This is a genomic window from Mesorhizobium sp. B2-8-1, assembly GCF_006440955.1.
GTDB lineage: Bacteria > Pseudomonadota > Alphaproteobacteria > Rhizobiales > Rhizobiaceae > Mesorhizobium.
Map to the genome: position 1 here is coordinate 169,458 of NZ_VFTX01000011.1, position 17,210 is coordinate 186,667.

Consider the following 17,210-nt stretch of genomic DNA (forward strand, 5'->3'; position numbering starts at 1 on the left):
CGATGCTGCTAACCTCGCGCGTCATGCCGGCGCGCCTTGTCTTGACCGGTACAGGAGGTGAAAACCAGAGCATGGCGCTACCGAACGTCGCCTCTGTCGGCTCGCCGCTTCCTGTCCACGGCGTTGACCAGGTCGGTCAGATCATCAGCGCTTTCCATAGGCAGACCCACGGCCACGAAGGCTCCCCGCTCGTAAGGCTGCCCGGTGAAGACATCGAACACGGTGCATGTGCCATCCGGCTCTTTCCTGAGATCATATCGCTGAGCGGCCATGCTCGCATTCTGAGCTGGGGCTCGCATCCGTCAAGGGGGGTTGCCTATGGCCATGCGCCCTAGCTGAAGCTAAGACCGTCGAAATACTGCCCGATTGTTTGTTTGACCGTCGCCCGGAATGCCTCAGCTGACTGGCCCGGATCAACTGAGATAGTAACGTTGTCGGCGGTTCGCAGTGAGGCCGTCTTAATCCTGTGAACCATGGCCTGAGCCTCAAGCGAGTTGGCCTCCTTGCCGCTGACTTCCGCGATCAGTGCGATAACGATGATCTTCAGGGCAGCTAGGTCTTGGATTTGAGCTTCGTTCATTACAGGTCTCCGCCAACCTTTAAGAGGGTCCATTTTGCGTTCGACGCCGTATCACCTCGCCAGCGATTCGGACAGGGAGTTAGTGCCAAATGAAGTTGCGCGGAGGTGCCAACTGATTTTGCGCGCTACAGTGTTACCCATGTCTCCGGTATAAACCGTAACCTATGTGTCCGGAACGGACCGAGCGAAGGGTGGTGCCCCCGGCAGGAATCGAACCCGCGACCTTCGGTTTACAAAACCGCTGCTCTACCAGCTGAGCTACAAGGGCATGCGGCACCGGTTAGCCATATTTGCGGCGCCAGTAAAGACAAATGTCGGTTTTGAGGCGCTCATGAACGCTGCCGGCCGACAGGCACGGCATCCTGAAAACGGCCAATTCGCTTCCTATCTCTACGGCAGGTGCAATTGCTTGGGCGAGGCTGCCGCATGATCAGATTTGTCATCATCCTGCCGATCGTCGTCATAGCCTGGATGCTGCTGGTGAAGCTTATCAGGAGCGTCAAGAACGCCAATATCGACTGGACCGGCGTCACCACCATCATCGGCTTCATCGCGCTCGCCTTCTGGCTGCGCCATGTCACGGGCATGGGGTGAGTGGGTAGGCAGTAGCGAGTAGGCAATAGGCAGTAGACAGGCGAGATCCCTCCTGGTCCGCTTCGCTATCGCTATCGCTATCGCTATCGCTATCGCTATCGCTATCGTTATCGCTATCGCTATTCGCTACTCGCTACTCGCTACTCGCTACTCGCTACTCGCTACTCGCTAAAACATTTCTTCGGCCTTTCGAACCTTTTCCTGCGCCTCGCCGACTGATGGTCAGAGGCGAATGGGTCGCCTCGATCAAAAGATCCAGGAGATCATCATGTTCAAGCGCACTCTCGTCTCAGGCCTCGTTGCCATCTTCGTCGCCACCGGCGCGCTCGCCGGCACCGTCGGCACGTCGTCAGCCCACGGCGTGCACGGCCACCATCATCATCACCACCACCATCACAAGAAGCACTTCAAGAAGTTCTGGTGGAAGCACCACAACCATCATCACCACAAGCACGGCAAGGTGATCATTTTCCTTTGATGGAGGGACCCAATTCTCCCGAAAGGGCGGCTTCGGCCGCCCTTTTTTCGTTGGGCAAAAGGGGCGGGCGATCAATGTCTAGCCAGGCCCTTGCAGGCCGCCGTCAGCACGACCTCCTCGGTTCACGTTCAAAAAAGATTCGAACCTTTTTCTTGTGCCGAACGACAGATGATCAAGAGGCGGATGGGTCGCCTCTCCAAACGAAGCAAGGAGATCATCATGTTCAAGCGCGCACTCGTTTCCAGCCTCATCGCCACCACCGTCGCCGCCACCGCTCTGGTCGGCACCGTTCAGCCCTCGGCGGCTCATTCGCATCACCACCACCATGGCCTCGGCATCGGCATCGCCGCCGGCGTCGGGGGTTTTGTCCTGGGCAGCCTGCTTGCCCAGCCCCGCACCGTCTACGTCGACGAGGGCGGCGGCTCGTGGCACGTCCGCCGCTGCTTCGATCGCTATTCGAGCTACGATCCGGACTCCGACACCTACATCGGTTACGACGGCTATCGCCATTACTGCCGTCTCTGAGAGGAGGAGCACCGTTCAGCACCAGAAGAGGGGCTCAGGCGAGCCCCTTTTCTACGCTTGGATGGCGGCACACCTGTTGGATTAGCCGACTTTCACGGAGACGCCTGAACCCTCGGTCATCGGCTTTTGTCGATGCGATCGGCAATGTACAGGCATTTCCCGAAGGCCTAATCTGCTTGGCGATAATCTGCGGGCGATATGGGGGAGGGTGATCCTTGGACGAGCAGGACCCGAAAGAGGAACAGGTCGAGATTATTTTCCGCAACGGCACGGTCACGGCCGTCGGCATCCTGCTGGCGTTTTCGCTGGGATTCATCACGCATTGGGCCGCCAATCCGATCCCGTGGCAGACCTATCATCTCGTCGCCGTGCTGCCCATCCTGGCCGGCATCGCCTTGCAGATGCGGGCACTGTCGCTTCTGCTCGACACAAAGTGCCTGCGGCTGAGCGCCTATGAACGCGCCAACCGGATCTTCATCACCGGCCTTGTCTTCACCGCCTGCGGTGTCGGCATGGCGATCCTGCTCGATTTCTTCGATCTTGCGAGCAGAAGCGCGTTGCCCGGAGCAGGTTGATCATCCGGTTTGCACGCCGCCGATCATCTTGGTCACCTCGGCCGCGGCGCTGTGCACCAGCGGGCCGATCTCGGCCAGCCGTTCAGGCGTCACCCGAACCGTCGGGCCCGACACCGAGACTCCGCCGATCGGCTCGCCGAATTCGTTGAAGATGGCTGATGCCACGCAGCGCATGCCTGGATGCCGTTCCTCGTCATCGACCGACCAGCCGCGCAGCTTGATCGTCGCGAGATCGTGCGCGAGAGCAGGGATGTCGGACAGCGTCCTGTCGGTGAAGCGCTGCAGGCCGGCCTTGCGCAGGATGGCTCCGACGCGCTCCGGCTCGAGATGGGCCAGCACCGCCTTGCCGATGCCGGATGCGTGAAAAGGGCTCCGCGTGCCCGGTCGGAAGAAGGCGCGAATTGCCTGGTGCGTCTCGACCTGGCTGACGAACACCACGCAATCGTCCTCGGCGACGCCGAGATTGGCGGTCTCGCCGGTTTTCTCCATCAGCTCCTGCATGACGATGCGCGCGCGGTCGACCAGCTTGCGGCGGCGCAGGAACGCCGCGCCCATCCGATAGGTCTCGACGCCGATCGACCAAAGCTGGTCCGAACTGTCGAACTCGACCATGCCGTGGTTTTCGAGCGTCGTCAGCATACGGTAGGCGGTGGAGGCAGCCAGGCCGCTGTGAGCCGATATCTCGCTCAGCGACAGCCCGCTGCCTTCGGCAACGATGGCCAGGATGCGCAAGGCCCGGTCCAACGACTGCACCGAAGCCGCTTCCGACGGGCCGTTGAAGGCGCGCGGCCGGCCGCGCTGGCGTTTTTCAGCGGTTTCCATTTACGCCATCATGCCCGATTTTCCCGAACGGACAATGAAAAAGTTTTTCACGCGTTCTGCATTGCCACTATTTGAAAAACAAAAAGAGAAAGGAAATCAAATGACAACGGCAGTTTCTTAGAAATGAAAAAATATTCTGAAAAAATTGAAAAATAGCGGGCTTGCTGACATTCTCGGTTATCCAACAATCACCCTGTGGAGGGTCGGAACAATGGCCAGGATGCGCGCTGTCGATGCTGCGGTTCTCGTTCTCGAAAAGGAAGGCATCGCCTGCGCCTTCGGCGTGCCGGGAGCGGCGATCAATCCGCTCTACTCGGCCCTGAAGGCGAGGGGCACGATCCGCCATGTGCTGGCCCGTCATGTCGAGGGCGCCTCGCACATGGCCGAAGGCTTCACCAGGGCCAAGGCAGGCAATATCGGGCTCTGCATCGGCACGTCAGGCCCGGCCGGCACCGACATGATCACCGGGCTCTATTCGGCATCAGCCGATTCCATCCCGATCCTCTGCATCACCGGCCAGGCGCCGCGGGCGCGGCTGAACAAGGAGGATTTCCAGGCCGTCGACATCGCCGCCATCGCGTCGCCCGTCGCCAAATGGGCGGTCACGGTCATGGAGCCTTATCTCGTGCCGATGGCGCTTCAGAAGGCATTCCACCTGATGAGGTCTTCGCGCCCGGGACCGGTGCTGATCGACCTGCCGGTCGACGTCCAATTGGCCGAGATCGAGTTCGACATCGACGCCTATGAGCCGCTCGCGCCGTTCAAGCCGGCGATGACGCGCGCCCAGGCCGAAAAGGCTCTGGCGATGCTCAACGCCGCCGAAAAGCCGCTGATCGTCGCCGGCGGCGGCATCATCAATGCCGATGCGTCGGACCTGTTGATCGAGTTCGCCGAAATCACGGGCGTGCCGGTCATCCCGACGCTAATGGGCTGGGGCGCGATCCCCGACGACCATCGGCTGATGGCGGGCATGTGTGGGCTGCAGACATCGCACCGCTACGGCAACGCAACGATGCTCGAGGCCGACTTCGTGTTCGGCATCGGCAACCGCTGGGCAAACCGCCACACCGGTTCGGTCGATGTCTACGCCAAGGGAAAAAAGTTCATCCATGTCGACATCGAGCCGACGCAGATCGGCCGCGTGTTCGCACCAGATCTCGGCGTCGTCTCGGATGCGGGTGCCGCACTGAAGATACTGCTCGACGTCGCTACCGAATGGAAAACGGCCGGAAGACTGCGCGACTGGTCGGGCTGGGCGAAGGAATGCCAAGGCCGCAAGAAGACCATGAAGCGCAAGACGCATTTCGACCAGGTGCCGCTCAAGCCGCAGCGCGTCTATGAGGAGATGAACAAGGCGTTCGGGCGCGACGTCACCTACGTCACCACGATCGGCCTGTCGCAGATCGCCGGCGCGCAGTTCCTGCATGTCTACAAGCCCCGCAACTGGATCAATTGCGGCCAGGCCGGCCCGCTCGGCTGGACACTGCCGGCAGCCCTTGGCGTGCGCGCCGCCGATCCCGACCGCACCATCGTGGCGCTGTCGGGCGACTATGACTTCCAGTTCATGATCGAAGAACTGGCGGTCGGCGCGCAGCACAGGCTGCCCTACATCCACGTCGTCGTGAACAATGCCTATCTCGGCCTGATCCGCCAGGCGCAGCGCGGCTTCTCGATGGACTACGAGGTCAGCCTTGCTTTCGAGAATATCAACCGATCGGACGATCCCGAGGCCGGCTACGGCGTCGACCACGTCGCTGTTGCCGAGGCGATGGGCTGCAAGGCGGTCAGGGTGCGCAAACCGGAAGAATTCGCCGGTGCCTTCAAGGAGGCGCAGCGGCTGATGAAGGAGCATCAGGTTCCCGTAGTGCTCGAATTCATCCTCGAACGCGTCACCAATATCTCGATGGGCACGGAGATCGACAAGATCACCGAATTCGAAGACCTTGCCGAACATCAAGAGGATGCCCCGACAGCGATCGTCATGCTCGACTAGGACGGAAGAAGGACAAAAAGAATGCCGCGTTTTTCAGCCAATCTTTCGATGCTCTTTGGCGAGCATGACTTCCTCGAACGTTTTGACGCAGCTGCCCGCGCGGGCTTCAAAGGCGTCGAATATATAGGCCCCTACGACCATGCCCCCGAGGTGGTGGCCGCGCGGCTGAAGAAGAACGGCCTGACACAGGTGCTGTTCAACCTGCCGGCGGGCGACTGGGGCAAGGGCGAGCGCGGTATCGCCGTTTTGCCGGACCGAGTGCCGGAATTCCGCCAGGGCATCGCCAAGGCGATCACCTACGCGCAGGCGCTCGGCTGCTCACAGGTCAATTGCCTGGCCGGCATCGCGCCCGCCGGTGTCGACCGCAAGGTGCTCGAGGATGTCTTTGCCGAGAACCTCGCCTTCGCGGCGGAGAAACTGGAGCAGGCCGGTATCAAATTGCTGATCGAGCCGATCAACACGCGCGACATTCCAGGCTTCTTCCTCAACTATTCCGACCAGGCGCTGGCGCTGATCGACCGCGTCGGCTCGAAGAACCTGTTCCTGCAATACGACATCTACCACATGCAGATCATGGAGGGGGATCTCGCCCGTACCATAGAGGCAAACCTCGGCCGCATCGCGCATATCCAGCTTGCGGACAATCCCGGCCGTCACGAGCCGGGGACGGGCGAGATCAACTATCCCTTCCTGTACGAGCATATCGACCGCATTGGTTATTCCGGCTGGGTCGGCGCGGAATACAAGCCGAAGGCCGGAACTGAGCAAGGGCTGGGTTGGTTAAGGGAGCTGGCCGGGCAGGGAAGTGCCGCGGCTTAGCCGTCGAAATCGAACTCGCGTTCCTTCACGCCCCCCTCTGGCCTGTCGGCCATCTCCCCCACCAAGGGCGGAGGTTGGATGTCACCGGCGGCTTCGCTAAATTTTGAACCGGGAAAGTTGGGGCCAGCGCCGAAACTGCCAATCTCCCCACCTGTGGGGGAGATGGCCGGCAGGCCAGAGGGGGGCGTGAAGGAACGCAACCTCAACAAGACGGAGAACCACAATGGAAACCATCGGCTTCATCGGCCTTGGCATCATGGGCGCGCCGATGGCGGGACATTTGCTGGACGCCGGCTACACGGTGATCGCCAGCGACCATCGCTCCAAACCGCGGGCCGATCTCGTCGCCAGGGGCCTGAAGTCGGTCACCGGCCATGCCGCCGTGGCGAAGGCCGCCGATATCATCATCACCATGGTGCCCGACACACCGCAGGTGGCCGAGGTGCTGTTCGGCGACAACGGCGTCGCATCAGGTCTTTCCAAAGGCAAATTGGTCATCGACATGAGCTCGATCTCGCCGATCGAGACCAAGGTCTTCGCCAAAAAAATCAACGAACTGGGCTGTGACTATCTCGATGCGCCGGTCTCGGGCGGCGAGGTGGGAGCCAAGGCCGCATCGCTGACCATCATGGTCGGCGGCGAGGAGAGGGCGTTCGAGCGCGCCAGGCCCGTTTTCGAGAAGATGGGCAAGAACATCACCCTGGTCGGACCGAACGGCGTCGGCCAGACCACCAAGGTCGCCAACCAGATCGTCGTCGCGCTGACCATTGAAGCCGTCGCCGAAGCGCTTGTTTTTGCTTCGAAAGCCGGCGCCGACCCCGCCAAGGTCAGGCAGGCGCTGATGGGCGGGTTGGCCGCCTCGCGCATCCTCGAAGTGCATGGCGAACGCATGGTCAGGCGCACCTTCGCGCCGGGTTTCCGCATCGAACTGCACCAGAAGGATCTCAACCTCGCCCTGGAAGGCGCAAGGGCGCTCGGCGTCTCCCTGCCCAACACGTCGACCACCCAGCAACTGTTCAATTCCTGCACCGCCAATGGCGGCGCCAGGGAGGATCACTCGGCCCTGGTCAGGGCGCTGGAGCGGATGGCCGGGCATGAGGTAGGGCAGTAGGAGCCGCCCGTTCCGGCCGATTTGGAAACCCTACTGCCGTACTGCCCTACTGCCTCAAGAATTTCCGTGCCGCATAAAGGCTTACCGCCGCCGCGTTCGACACGTTGAGCGAGCGGATGGCGCCGGGCATGTCGAGGCGAGCCAGTGTCGTCACCGTCTCGCGCGTCTTCTGGCGCAGGCCCTTGCCTTCCGCGCCCAGCACCAGGGCAAGCTTGTCGCCGGCAAAGCTCGTTTCGAGTTCGGCCGGGCCGTCCGAATCGAGACCGATTGTCTGGAAGCCGGCCTCGTGCAGTTGCGCGAGCGCGTCGGCCAGGTTCTTCACCTCGATCTGGTCGATATGTTCGAGCGCGCCGGAGGCTGATTTCGCCAGCACGCCCGATTCCTGCGGGCTGTGGCGCGCCGTGGTGATCAGCGCGCCGGCATCGAAGGCGACCGCCGAGCGCAGGATGGCGCCGACATTGTGCGGATCGGTGATCTGGTCGAGCACCAGCACCAGCTTTGTGTCGCCAAGAGCGTCGAGGCGCTTGGGCTTCAGCGGCTCGGCCTCGATCAGCACGCCTTGATGCACGGCATCCGAACCCGTGATCTTGTCGATGTCCCTGGGTTCGACCAACTCCGCCTTGAAGGGCAGGGCCGCGAGGTCGGCCAGTCCCAGCCGCTCGGCGGCATTGCGCGTCACCAGCATTTTCCGGATCTTGCGGCGCGGGTTGTCGAGTGCCGCGCGCACCGTATGCAGGCCATAGAGCCGCACCAGCCCGTCGGCTGCGTTCTCGCCCGGCGGCATGGGCTGGCGCGGCCGGAATGCCGGCGCGCCGCCGCTCTTCTCGTCGCGGTGTGCACGACGCAGCTTGGCGTAGTGGGTGTCTTTCGGGGTGCCGGTCTTGTTGCTCATGGCCGGCTTCTATAGCGGTCTCCGGCGGCCAGGGATATGGCCCGTCGCCGCAGCCGGCGAACAACATCGAAAAACCCTTCCCACGCGGTTGACACCCACTGACCTTGCCGCCATAAGGCGCTTCGCTGATTTCGGAGAAGTGATACTCGGGTCCGGATCGGCAAGAATGCCTCGTTGCATGGCTCCGGCGGCAGACTGGAGAGGTGCCCGAGTGGTTAAAGGGGACGGACTGTAAATCCGTTGGCTTAGCCTACGTTGGTTCGAATCCAACCCTCTCCACCACTGCCGGCCCGGAAGCCCTGAAACGTGAAAGCATCGGAGGCGAAAAGCGCATGGCGCTTCTCCTTGGAATCCGGTACTTCAGTGCACGGCGCGGGTATAGCTCAGTGGTAGAGCAGCAGCCTTCCAAGCTGAATATGCGGGTTCGATTCCCGCTACCCGCTCCAGATTTCCAACCCCAGCCATCGGCAAGCTGAAACGCTGCGCGGCCAGGTCGCGCAGCGCTCCAGAGGATGGCTGTCCACTGGCTTCAGCTGTTGAAGGCCGACGCGACCTGGTGTTGCTGGGGCACCTGGCCGTTCGGCGTCAGCTTGTCGACGATGCCAGGCAAGGCCGTGCTCAATTGCTTGAGCAGTTCCTGCTCGTCGAGCCCCGTCCGTTGCGCGATCTCGCGGATGACCTGCGGTCCGATCGCGTTGCCCAGGTCGTTGGCGTTGATCGGTTGGTTCTGGCCGGTGCCGACCCAGGAATCAGCGACGTTGCCGTGGCCGGAGTTCTTCAATTTGTCGAGCAGGCCGCCCAGTCCGCCAAGCAGGCCGCCATCGCCGGCCGTGGTTTCACCGGGCTCGGCCGGTACGGGAGCTTGGGGTTGCTCCGGCTGTTCGGCACTCCTGCCGCTGAGCATCTTTCCGACCAACAGCGCGCCAAGCGCGATCATCAGGGGTTTGGTGATGTTGCCGCCCGGAACGGCATTGTCAAACAGTCCCATCGTGGATCTCCTTGTCAACCAAGCCCGTCCCATCGTCACAATGACGCAATCGGGCGGAATTTCAAGCTGGCTTGAGCTTTTGACAATCATATGAAAATGATGGACGCGGCAGGGGATTGGAGAGGAAAAATGTCAATCATCAGCTGGATTATTCTGGGAGTCATCGCCGGCTTTCTTGGCAGCAAGATCGTCAACAAGAGCGGCCAGGGCATGATCATGGATATCGTGCTCGGCATTGTCGGCGCCATTGTCGGCGGCCTGATCTTCAGCGCTTTCGGCGCGTCGGGCGTGACCGGTCTCAACATATACAGCCTGATCGTCGCGGTGGTGGGCGCCGTGGTCGTGTTGTGGGCCTACCACCAGTTCGCCGGCAAGCGGCCGATTTAGCACCAGTCCCATTCCGATAGTTCGGGATGGGATTTCTACCTGTCCGCTCGTGCATGAGCTTCCCCGAAACCGGATCCCGCACTCGGGTCATGCGCCCGTCCTGTCCTTCATCGGCGGTGTTTGCCACCGCGGAGCGCCGTCTGGCGCGTCTTATCTGACCCTCTTGAGGATATCGCGGACAGCGTGTTGAGCTTGCGGCGAGACCCCCGGCGATAATCGGCCGCAACTGGAGCCGACTTAGGCGACGACAGTCAGCCGGCGCCTGCGCTGGTCGAGCGAGACGATGGCCAGTCCGCTGCCGACAACCAGAAGGATGCCGCAGATCGCCAGTGCGTTGGGAAATTGTCCGAACACCAGCAGGCCCGAAATCATCGCCCAGACGGTGAAGCAGTAGTAGAACGGCGCCACTGCGCTGGTCGGCCCGACGCGATAGGCCATGAAGATGAAGAAATGGCCGAAGATCAGGAAGAACCCGGCTCCGGCCATGAGCAGCAAATGATGTGCTCCGGGCATGATCCAGCGCTCTGAAACCAGGTGTGCCGCACCGGCGCCGATAAGCACCACGACGACGGCGGAAATCGCCACGATCATTCCCGGCACCTCGGCCGGAACCCGCCTGCCGGTGAGATCGCGCGCGGCCGACAATGCCGCGTTGCCGAGCGCCAGCAAGGCGTAGACCGAGATGCCCTGCATGGTCGGTTGCGCCACCATCAGCGCGCCGATGAAGCCGAGACCGATCAGCGCCATGCGCTGGCCGCCGATCCGCTCGCCGAACAGGATGGAGGAGCCGACCAGCATCAAGAGCGGCGTGACCTGTCCGAGGGCGGTGGAATCGGCGATCTGCATGTTGGCGAGCGCCACGACGTAACAAAGGATGGCGGCCAGTTCGAGCAGGTTGCGGTGCAGCACGCGCTTGTCGAAGATCAGCGGGATCTGTTTGCCATAACCAAGCGCAAGCAGCAGCGGAAAGCCCCAGAGCGCTGCCGCTGCGCCGCGCAGGAACAGCACTTCATAGGACGGCAGGCCCGCCGTGGCGAGCTTCATCATCGTATCGTTGATGAGATACGACCCGGTCGAGACGATCATGAACAGGGGGCCGCGAACGGCTGTCGGGATGAAATGCATCGGTGCAGGAAATCAGAGTGGGAACACCGCCGCAATGGGCCATGAAGCGCCGACAAATCCGACAGCGACCGACGAGCGGGGCGCGGGAGGCCGGCGCGATTGCGCAGGGGTTTAGGCCATTCCATTTCATGCGGCACGTTCCTATATCAGCGCCATATCCCCGCAATCGGATCACGGGTTCGGACCGAGTGAGAAGGCGCCCGGGCAAAAGACGCTTGTGTTTTTTGGCCTTTGTCGCTAATCGCCCCGCATTCGACTGAACTGAAGGTCCAGGCCGTCCAAGGAAAGAGACTATGGCAAAAGGTAAATTCGAGCGCACCAAGCCGCATGTGAACATCGGCACGATTGGCCACGTTGATCATGGCAAGACGTCTTTGACGGCAGCGATCACCAAGTATTTTGGCGAATACAAGCGCTATGACCAGATTGACGCGGCGCCGGAAGAGAAGGCGCGCGGCATCACGATTTCGACGGCTCACGTTGAGTACGAGACGGAGAACCGCCACTACGCCCATGTCGACTGCCCCGGCCACGCCGACTATGTGAAGAACATGATCACGGGTGCCGCGCAGATGGACGGCGCGATCCTGGTTGTGTCGGCCGCCGACGGCCCGATGCCGCAGACCCGCGAGCACATCCTTTTGGCTCGCCAGGTCGGCGTGCCGTCGATCGTGGTGTTTTTGAACAAGGTCGACCAGGTCGACGATGCCGAGCTGCTTGAGCTGGTCGAGCTCGAGGTTCGCGAATTGCTGACCAAGAACGAGTTCCCCGGCGACGACATTCCGATCGTCAAGGGTTCGGCGCTGGCGGCTCTTGAAGATTCGGACAAGAAGATCGGCGAGGACGCGATCCGCGAGCTGATGGCTCAGGTCGACGCCTACATCCCGACGCCTGTTCGTCCGCTGGACAAGCCGTTCCTGATGCCGATCGAGGACGTGTTCTCGATCTCGGGCCGCGGCACGGTCGTGACCGGTCGCGTCGAGCGCGGCGTGGTCAAGGTCGGCGAGGAGCTGGAGATCATCGGCATTCGTCCGACCACCAAGACGACCTGCACGGGCGTCGAGATGTTCCGCAAGCTGCTCGACCAGGGCCAGGCCGGCGACAACATCGGCGCGCTGCTGCGCGGTGTCGACCGTGAAGGTGTCGAGCGCGGCCAGGTTCTGGCCAAGCCCGGTTCGGTGAAGCCGCACAAGAAGTTCGTGGCCGAAGCCTACATCCTGACCAAGGATGAGGGTGGCCGTCACACGCCGTTCTTCACCAACTACCGTCCGCAGTTCTACTTCCGCACCACCGACGTGACCGGCATCGTGTCGCTGCCGGCCGGCACCGAGATGGTGATGCCTGGCGACAACATCACGGTCGACGTCGAGCTGATCGTGCCGATCGCCATGGAAGAGAAGCTGCGCTTCGCCATCCGTGAAGGCGGCCGCACCGTCGGTGCCGGCATCGTCGTCACCATCAAAGAGTAATCGACACCGGCATCAGCCGGATCGAGAAGGAAGGGCGGTCCTCGGGCCGCCCTTTTTGTCGGCGACCGAAGGTCAGCCGTTGGCATGCCGGGGCCGACACGCGGTCGAACGGTAGCCGCGTCATCGAACTGGCCATCGAGGCAGGTTGAGGCTTGCTCGATTTTTCCGCTATCGTCGCTGCAGGCGGCGCTGGGCGGAGGTCAAGTATGAGCCAGGATGTTCCGACACTGTACGAATGGGCCGGCGGCAGCGAAGCGCTCAACCGGCTGACGCAGACCTTCTATGACAAGGTGGCGCAGGATCCGGTCGTCGGGCCGGTGTTCAAGCATATGTCGCCCGACCATCCCGCCCATGTCGCGGCCTTTATCGGCGAGGTTTTCGGCGGGCCGAAAACCTACAGCGAAAAATTCGGCGGCCACCGCGAGATGGTGATGCATCACCTGGGCAAGCATTTGACGGAGGAGCAGCGCCGCCGCTGGATCAACCTGCTGGCCGATGCCGCGGATGCCGTCGGGCTGCCTGACGATCCGGAGTTCCGTTCCGCCTTCATGGGCTATGTCGAGTGGGGATCGCGGCTCGCCAGGATGAATTCCAATCTCGGCGAAACGTGCGACCCGGAGACCGAGCCGATGCCGGCCTGGGGCTGGGGCGTGCCCGGCGGGCCTTACCGGGTCCCGGACACCAAATAGCGTCCAACGGATACACGGGCCGGCAGGCAAGATCTCCGCGAACAGCATGCCGGCGCACTCGAGCATGAAACCGGAGATCGATGGCGGCGGGCTGGTCGTCGACCATCCCGATTTCCGGGAAAGGGGATGAAGGCGCGTTTGCTTGCAAACCGCTCTTTACAGAGCGCGCGGAAGCTTTTAGGAAGCCCCTGCTGCGCCGAGGCGCACGTGTACGGGCATAGCTCAGTTGGTAGAGCGGCGGTCTCCAAAACCGCAGGTCGTAGGTTCGAGCCCTGCTGCCCGTGCCATTTCAAGAAATGGCACGTCAAACAAAAACTCAGCCATTTCCTAAATGGCCGTCAGAAACGATATTTCTGCGGGCCGCCCTTTGAAAATCGACGACCGGCTTGCCATATTAAGCTGATTGAGGCATAAGGGCGCCATAGCCGGGACGGAACGACTGGATGGTTCCGAGGCGGTGTTTGGTCATAAAGCGGACACTTGCCACTTGCGTGGATCAAGAATCGGTTTTATGTAGACGAAACAGACACGCGACGCGTGGAGCTGGGAAGCCGGCTTTACGCGTCTGATTTGCATGGGCGAAATGATTGCGCTGATTCGGCGCGAAAGTGGACCCAGGCGGCACGTCCCGGCCAGCGGGATCATCCAGGAGACCCGGCCAACGGGTCTTGAAGACAGAGCGGCATATGGCTTCGAAAACCACAAATCCTTTCGTCTTTCTCCAGCAGGTTCGCGCGGAGACCGCCAAGGTGACTTGGCCGTCGCGACGCGAAACGATGATCTCGACGGTGATGGTTCTGGCTTTCGCTGTGATCGCGATGATCTTTTTCTTCACCGCCGATCAGCTCATGGGCCTCGCGGTCGAACAGATTCTGGGCATTGGACGCTAAGTCCGGCGATTACGGAGAAGTCGTGAAATGACTACGCGCTGGTACATCGTCCACGCCTATTCGAACTTTGAGAAGAAGGTCGCCGAGGACATCGAGAACAAGGCCAAGCAGAAGGGCCTGTCCGCCGATATCGAGCAGATCGTCGTGCCGACCGAGAAGGTCGTCGAGGTTCGTCGCGGCCGCAAGGTCGACGCCGAGCGCAAGTTCTTTCCGGGCTATGTGCTCCTGAAGGCCAACTTGACCGACGCCGTGTTCTCGCTGGTCAAGAACACGCCGAAGGTCACCGGGTTTTTGGGCGACTCCAAGCCGGTGCCGATCACCGAGGCCGAGGCGCAGCGCATCCTGAACCAGGTGCAGGAAGGCGTCGAGCGCCCGAAGCCCTCGGTTACTTTCGAGATCGGCGAGGCGATCCGCGTCTCGGATGGCCCCTTCGCGTCCTTCAACGGCTTCGTCCAGGAAGTGGACGAGGAGCGGGCGCGGCTCAAGGTGGAAGTTTCGATCTTCGGGCGCGCCGTGCCTGTCGATCTGGAATTCGGACAAGTCGAAAAAGGCTGATCCGAAATCCCTGGCGCCGTTCCGGTGGTCAGGGGAGGCGGCGCGGCAACGCGCGGCCTGAGAACGGTGGGAGGCAAATGCGGCTTTAGCCGGCCGCAGGAACCGCACCACCAGACTGCAACAGCCGGTGTTTTCCCAGATCGAGGGGCCGGCATAGACAAAGGCAGGAATAGAGATGGCTAAGAAAATTGCAGGCCAGCTCAAGCTCCAGGTTGCCGCGGGCTCGGCTACGCCGTCGCCCCCGATCGGCCCGGCGCTTGGTCAGCGCGGCATCAACATCATGGAGTTCTGCAAGGCGTTCAACGCGCAGACCCAGGAAATGGAAAAGGGATCGCCGATTCCGGTCGTCATCACCTACTACCAGGACAAGTCGTTCACCTTCGTCATGAAGACGCCGCCGGTGAGCTACTTCCTGAAGAAGGCCGCTAACCTGAAGTCGGGCTCCAAGGAGCCGGGCAAGGTCAAGGCCGGCACGATCGGCCGCGACAAGGTCCGCGCCATCGCCGAGCAGAAGATGAAGGATCTGAACGCAAACGACGTCGAGGCGGCCATGCGCATGGTCGAGGGCTCCGCCCGCTCGATGGGTCTGGAAGTGGTGGGCTGAGATCATGGCAAAGATTGCAAAGCGTGTATCGAAGACCCGCGAAGGCATCGATCCCAACAAGGCTTATACCTTGGGTGACGCGCTGAAGCTGCTCAAGGATCGCTCGACGGTTAAGTTTGACGAGACGATCGAAGTCGCGATGAATCTCGGCGTTGATCCTCGCCATGCCGACCAGATGGTCCGCGGCGTGGTCAACCTGCCGAACGGCACCGGCCGCTCGGTCCGCGTCGCCGTGTTCGCCCGTGGCGACAAGGCCGAGGAAGCCAAGGCCGCCGGCGCCGACATCGTCGGCGCGGAGGACCTGGTCGACATCGTCCAGAAGGGCACGATCGATTTCGATCGCTGCATCGCCACGCCGGACATGATGCCGCTCGTCGGCCGTCTGGGCAAAGTGCTCGGCCCGCGCGGCATGATGCCGAACCCGAAGGTCGGTACGGTCACCACCGACGTCGCGGCCGCCGTCAAGGCATCGAAGGGCGGCGCTGTGGAGTTCCGCGTCGAGAAGGCCGGCATCGTTCACGCCGGCGTCGGCAAGGTCTCGTTCGACGTCAAGGCGCTGGAAGAAAACGTCCGCGCCTTCGCCGATGCGGTGACCAAGGCAAAGCCGGCTGGTGCCAAGGGCAACTACGTCAAGAAGGTGTCCGTCACCTCGACGATGGGCCCGGGCCTCAAGCTCGACGTCTCGACGCTCGCGGCGTCCTGATTAACCGTTTGGATCGGCCGCTGAACGGGCCGATCCGTAAGTGAATTCCGGGCCTGGATCGTTCTGGGCCCGGTACCGGGAGCCGAAAGGTTTCCGGACATCCTGTCCGAGATTGCAGGCGGCCCGGCCTTGATTGAAAAGGGGGGCCTTAATTCATGTGGGCCTGCATGAGACGGGTGAAGACCTGACAACGGAGCAAGCGCTCCAATGAAAGGTTCGAACCGTGTTTGCCTTTTGTCTGCGCATCGTCCGGCTTGCCGGCGATGTGGCGAAAGGGGGCAGGATCCTCGAGCGCTGTTCGGGAGATCCGTTACTGGATGGCCCGGCCGGCAAAAGGCAACCCGACGCCTGTCCTCGTGAATGGGAATGTTCCCGTTAGCAGGGTGGGGGTCAACTGGAGATAGGCAGTGGACAGAGCGGAAAAACGCGAACTCGTCACGGGCCTGAACGATGCGTTCTCGAACGCGGGTTCAGTGGTCGTGGCCCACTATGCCGGTATCACCGTCGCGCAAATGAACGACCTCCGGTCGAAAATGCGCGCTGCCGGTGGCACCGTTAAAGTCGCGAAGAACCGTCTCGCCAAAATCGCTCTTCAGGGCACGGACTCCGCATCGATCATCGATCTGTTCAAGGGACAGACGCTGGTCGCCTATTCGGAGGATCCGATTGCGGCGCCGAAGGTCGCGTCCGATTTCGCCAAGGGGAATGACAAGCTCGTCATTCTCGGCGGCGCAATGGGCACCACCTCGCTCAACGCCGACGGTGTGAAGGCACTCGCCACACTCCCGTCGCTCGACGAGCTGCGCGCCAGGCTGGTTGGCATGATCGCCACGCCGGCAACCCGGATCGCCCAGATCGTCAATGCGCCCGCGGCTTCGGTCGCGCGTGTCATCGGCGCTTACGCCCGGAAGGACGAGGCGGCATGAGGCCGTTCCTCGCTATCACAAACACACGTTCGAACCTTATGAAGGAATACAACAATGGCTGATCTCGCAAAGATCGTAGACGACCTTTCGAAGCTGACCGTCCTCGAGGCGGCTGAGCTGTCGAAGCTTCTGGAAGAAAAGTGGGGCGTTTCGGCTGCTGCTCCGGTGGCTGTTGCCGCTGCCGGCGGCGCTGCCGCTGCCGCTGCTCCGGTCGAGGAAAAGACGGAATTCGACGTCGTCCTCACCGATGCCGGCGCTCAGAAGATCAACGTCATCAAGGAAGTCCGCGCCATCACCGGCCTTGGCCTCAAGGAAGCCAAGGACCTGGTCGAAGCGGCTCCGAAGCCGGTCAAGGAAGCCGTTTCCAAGGCCGACGCCGACAAGTTCAAGGCCCAGCTGGAAGCAGCCGGCGCTAAGGTCGAGCTGAAGTAAGCGTAACAATCGGCGGACGGTCTCGCGCCGTCCGCCACTCCCCTCGGGTGACC

General features: G+C 61.9%; 22 protein-coding genes and 4 tRNA genes. 19 read left to right on the forward strand and 7 right to left on the reverse strand.

The features are described 5' to 3' along the window. Nucleotides 1–77 precede the first annotated feature (77 nt). The 3 genes from FJ428_RS25220 to FJ428_RS25230 all read right to left on the reverse strand — a co-directional run bounded on the left by FJ428_RS25220 (nucleotide 78) and on the right by FJ428_RS25230 (nucleotide 848). On the reverse strand, nucleotides 78–272 hold the full coding sequence (locus FJ428_RS25220) for a hypothetical protein (protein ID WP_140880437.1): 195 nt from the start codon (nucleotides 270–272) through the stop codon (nucleotides 78–80). 59 nt (nucleotides 273–331) lie between these two features. Next, nucleotides 332–580 (reverse strand): hypothetical protein, encoded by a 249-nt coding sequence (locus FJ428_RS25225; RefSeq protein WP_140880438.1) that lies wholly within the window; start codon nucleotides 578–580, stop codon nucleotides 332–334. A gap of 192 nt (nucleotides 581–772) precedes the next feature. Next, nucleotides 773–848: transfer RNA gene (locus FJ428_RS25230), tRNA-Thr, on the reverse strand. Nucleotides 849–1,006: 158 nt separating this feature from the next. Between FJ428_RS25230 and FJ428_RS25235 the strand changes: the two genes are divergently transcribed. The 4 genes from FJ428_RS25235 to FJ428_RS25250 all read left to right on the forward strand — a co-directional run bounded on the left by FJ428_RS25235 (nucleotide 1,007) and on the right by FJ428_RS25250 (nucleotide 2,752). Continuing rightward, nucleotides 1,007–1,174: a hypothetical protein gene (locus tag FJ428_RS25235; protein WP_140880439.1), complete on the forward strand. Its 168-nt coding sequence runs from the start codon at nucleotides 1,007–1,009 to the stop codon at nucleotides 1,172–1,174. Nucleotides 1,175–1,442: 268 nt separating this feature from the next. Beyond that, on the forward strand, nucleotides 1,443–1,652 hold the full coding sequence (locus FJ428_RS25240; RefSeq protein WP_140880440.1) for a hypothetical protein: 210 nt from the start codon (nucleotides 1,443–1,445) through the stop codon (nucleotides 1,650–1,652). A gap of 219 nt (nucleotides 1,653–1,871) precedes the next feature. Beyond that, entirely contained in the window at nucleotides 1,872–2,177 is a 306-nt protein-coding gene (locus tag FJ428_RS25245) for a BA14K family protein (protein WP_140517624.1), read from the forward strand. A 215-nt stretch (nucleotides 2,178–2,392) separates the two neighbouring features. Continuing rightward, nucleotides 2,393–2,752 (forward strand): hypothetical protein, encoded by a 360-nt coding sequence (locus tag FJ428_RS25250; protein WP_140493579.1) that lies wholly within the window; start codon nucleotides 2,393–2,395, stop codon nucleotides 2,750–2,752. On the opposite strand, the gene bhcR is transcribed toward FJ428_RS25250, so the two are convergent. Continuing rightward, nucleotides 2,753–3,574, reverse strand: coding sequence for an HTH-type transcriptional regulator BhcR (gene bhcR, locus FJ428_RS25255; protein WP_140493574.1), 822 nt, complete (start codon nucleotides 3,572–3,574; stop codon nucleotides 2,753–2,755). A 211-nt stretch (nucleotides 3,575–3,785) separates the two neighbouring features. On the opposite strand from bhcR, the gene gcl reads away from it, so the two are divergent. From gcl to FJ428_RS25275, 3 genes are all read left to right on the forward strand, one after another. Beyond that, nucleotides 3,786–5,567: a glyoxylate carboligase gene (gene gcl, locus FJ428_RS25260; RefSeq protein ID WP_140880441.1), complete on the forward strand. Its 1,782-nt coding sequence runs from the start codon at nucleotides 3,786–3,788 to the stop codon at nucleotides 5,565–5,567. A gap of 21 nt (nucleotides 5,568–5,588) precedes the next feature. After that, nucleotides 5,589–6,386, forward strand: a complete 798-nt coding sequence (hyi, locus tag FJ428_RS25265; RefSeq protein ID WP_140880442.1) for a hydroxypyruvate isomerase — start codon at nucleotides 5,589–5,591, stop codon at nucleotides 6,384–6,386. A 223-nt stretch (nucleotides 6,387–6,609) separates the two neighbouring features. Beyond that, nucleotides 6,610–7,497 carry a 2-hydroxy-3-oxopropionate reductase gene (locus FJ428_RS25275; protein WP_140880443.1) on the forward strand — a complete coding sequence of 296 codons (888 nt, stop codon included), beginning with the start codon at nucleotides 6,610–6,612 and terminating at the stop codon, nucleotides 7,495–7,497. Nucleotides 7,498–7,543: 46 nt separating this feature from the next. On the opposite strand, the gene FJ428_RS25280 is transcribed toward FJ428_RS25275, so the two are convergent. Further along, nucleotides 7,544–8,389: an RNA methyltransferase gene (locus FJ428_RS25280; RefSeq protein ID WP_140880444.1), complete on the reverse strand. Its 846-nt coding sequence runs from the start codon at nucleotides 8,387–8,389 to the stop codon at nucleotides 7,544–7,546. Between the two features lie 197 nt (nucleotides 8,390–8,586). On the opposite strand from FJ428_RS25280, the gene FJ428_RS25285 reads away from it, so the two are divergent. After that, nucleotides 8,587–8,671: transfer RNA gene (locus FJ428_RS25285), tRNA-Tyr, on the forward strand. A 90-nt stretch (nucleotides 8,672–8,761) separates the two neighbouring features. Then, nucleotides 8,762–8,835, forward strand: a tRNA-Gly gene (locus FJ428_RS25290). An 83-nt stretch (nucleotides 8,836–8,918) separates the two neighbouring features. Here the strand turns inward: FJ428_RS25290 and FJ428_RS25295 are convergent. Continuing rightward, nucleotides 8,919–9,377 carry a YidB family protein gene (locus FJ428_RS25295; RefSeq protein ID WP_140584198.1) on the reverse strand — a complete coding sequence of 153 codons (459 nt, stop codon included), beginning with the start codon at nucleotides 9,375–9,377 and terminating at the stop codon, nucleotides 8,919–8,921. Between the two features lie 129 nt (nucleotides 9,378–9,506). Here FJ428_RS25295 and FJ428_RS25300 point away from each other — a divergent pair, with 129 nt between their 5' ends. Continuing rightward, nucleotides 9,507–9,764, forward strand: a complete 258-nt coding sequence (locus FJ428_RS25300) for a GlsB/YeaQ/YmgE family stress response membrane protein (RefSeq protein ID WP_140525526.1) — start codon at nucleotides 9,507–9,509, stop codon at nucleotides 9,762–9,764. Nucleotides 9,765–10,001: 237 nt separating this feature from the next. On the opposite strand, the gene FJ428_RS25305 is transcribed toward FJ428_RS25300, so the two are convergent. After that, nucleotides 10,002–10,889 (reverse strand): DMT family transporter, encoded by an 888-nt coding sequence (locus FJ428_RS25305; RefSeq protein ID WP_140525525.1) that lies wholly within the window; start codon nucleotides 10,887–10,889, stop codon nucleotides 10,002–10,004. 293 nt (nucleotides 10,890–11,182) lie between these two features. Here FJ428_RS25305 and tuf point away from each other — a divergent pair, with 293 nt between their 5' ends. From tuf to rplL, 9 genes are all read left to right on the forward strand, one after another. Continuing rightward, nucleotides 11,183–12,358: an elongation factor Tu gene (tuf, locus tag FJ428_RS25310; RefSeq protein WP_140515452.1), complete on the forward strand. Its 1,176-nt coding sequence runs from the start codon at nucleotides 11,183–11,185 to the stop codon at nucleotides 12,356–12,358. Between the two features lie 206 nt (nucleotides 12,359–12,564). After that, a complete protein-coding gene (locus FJ428_RS25315; protein WP_140564602.1) occupies nucleotides 12,565–13,047 on the forward strand; it encodes a group II truncated hemoglobin in 483 nt (160 codons plus the stop codon). A gap of 211 nt (nucleotides 13,048–13,258) precedes the next feature. Next, a tRNA-Trp gene (locus FJ428_RS25320) sits at nucleotides 13,259–13,334 on the forward strand. A gap of 399 nt (nucleotides 13,335–13,733) precedes the next feature. Beyond that, nucleotides 13,734–13,937 (forward strand): preprotein translocase subunit SecE, encoded by a 204-nt coding sequence (gene secE / locus FJ428_RS25325; RefSeq protein ID WP_013531408.1) that lies wholly within the window; start codon nucleotides 13,734–13,736, stop codon nucleotides 13,935–13,937. A gap of 27 nt (nucleotides 13,938–13,964) precedes the next feature. Next, nucleotides 13,965–14,492 (forward strand): transcription termination/antitermination protein NusG, encoded by a 528-nt coding sequence (gene nusG / locus FJ428_RS25330; RefSeq protein WP_140501620.1) that lies wholly within the window; start codon nucleotides 13,965–13,967, stop codon nucleotides 14,490–14,492. Nucleotides 14,493–14,667: 175 nt separating this feature from the next. Next, entirely contained in the window at nucleotides 14,668–15,096 is a 429-nt protein-coding gene (gene rplK, locus FJ428_RS25335; RefSeq protein ID WP_140501622.1) for a 50S ribosomal protein L11, read from the forward strand. Nucleotides 15,097–15,100: 4 nt separating this feature from the next. Continuing rightward, the gene (rplA, locus tag FJ428_RS25340; protein ID WP_140501624.1) at nucleotides 15,101–15,799 is read left to right on the forward strand and encodes a 50S ribosomal protein L1; all 699 of its coding nucleotides are present in this window, start codon (nucleotides 15,101–15,103) and stop codon (nucleotides 15,797–15,799) included. 407 nt (nucleotides 15,800–16,206) lie between these two features. Beyond that, nucleotides 16,207–16,725 carry a 50S ribosomal protein L10 gene (gene rplJ, locus FJ428_RS25345; protein WP_140515456.1) on the forward strand — a complete coding sequence of 173 codons (519 nt, stop codon included), beginning with the start codon at nucleotides 16,207–16,209 and terminating at the stop codon, nucleotides 16,723–16,725. A 54-nt stretch (nucleotides 16,726–16,779) separates the two neighbouring features. Next, the gene (rplL, locus tag FJ428_RS25350) at nucleotides 16,780–17,157 is read left to right on the forward strand and encodes a 50S ribosomal protein L7/L12 (protein ID WP_027146630.1); all 378 of its coding nucleotides are present in this window, start codon (nucleotides 16,780–16,782) and stop codon (nucleotides 17,155–17,157) included. Nucleotides 17,158–17,210 lie beyond the last annotated feature (53 nt).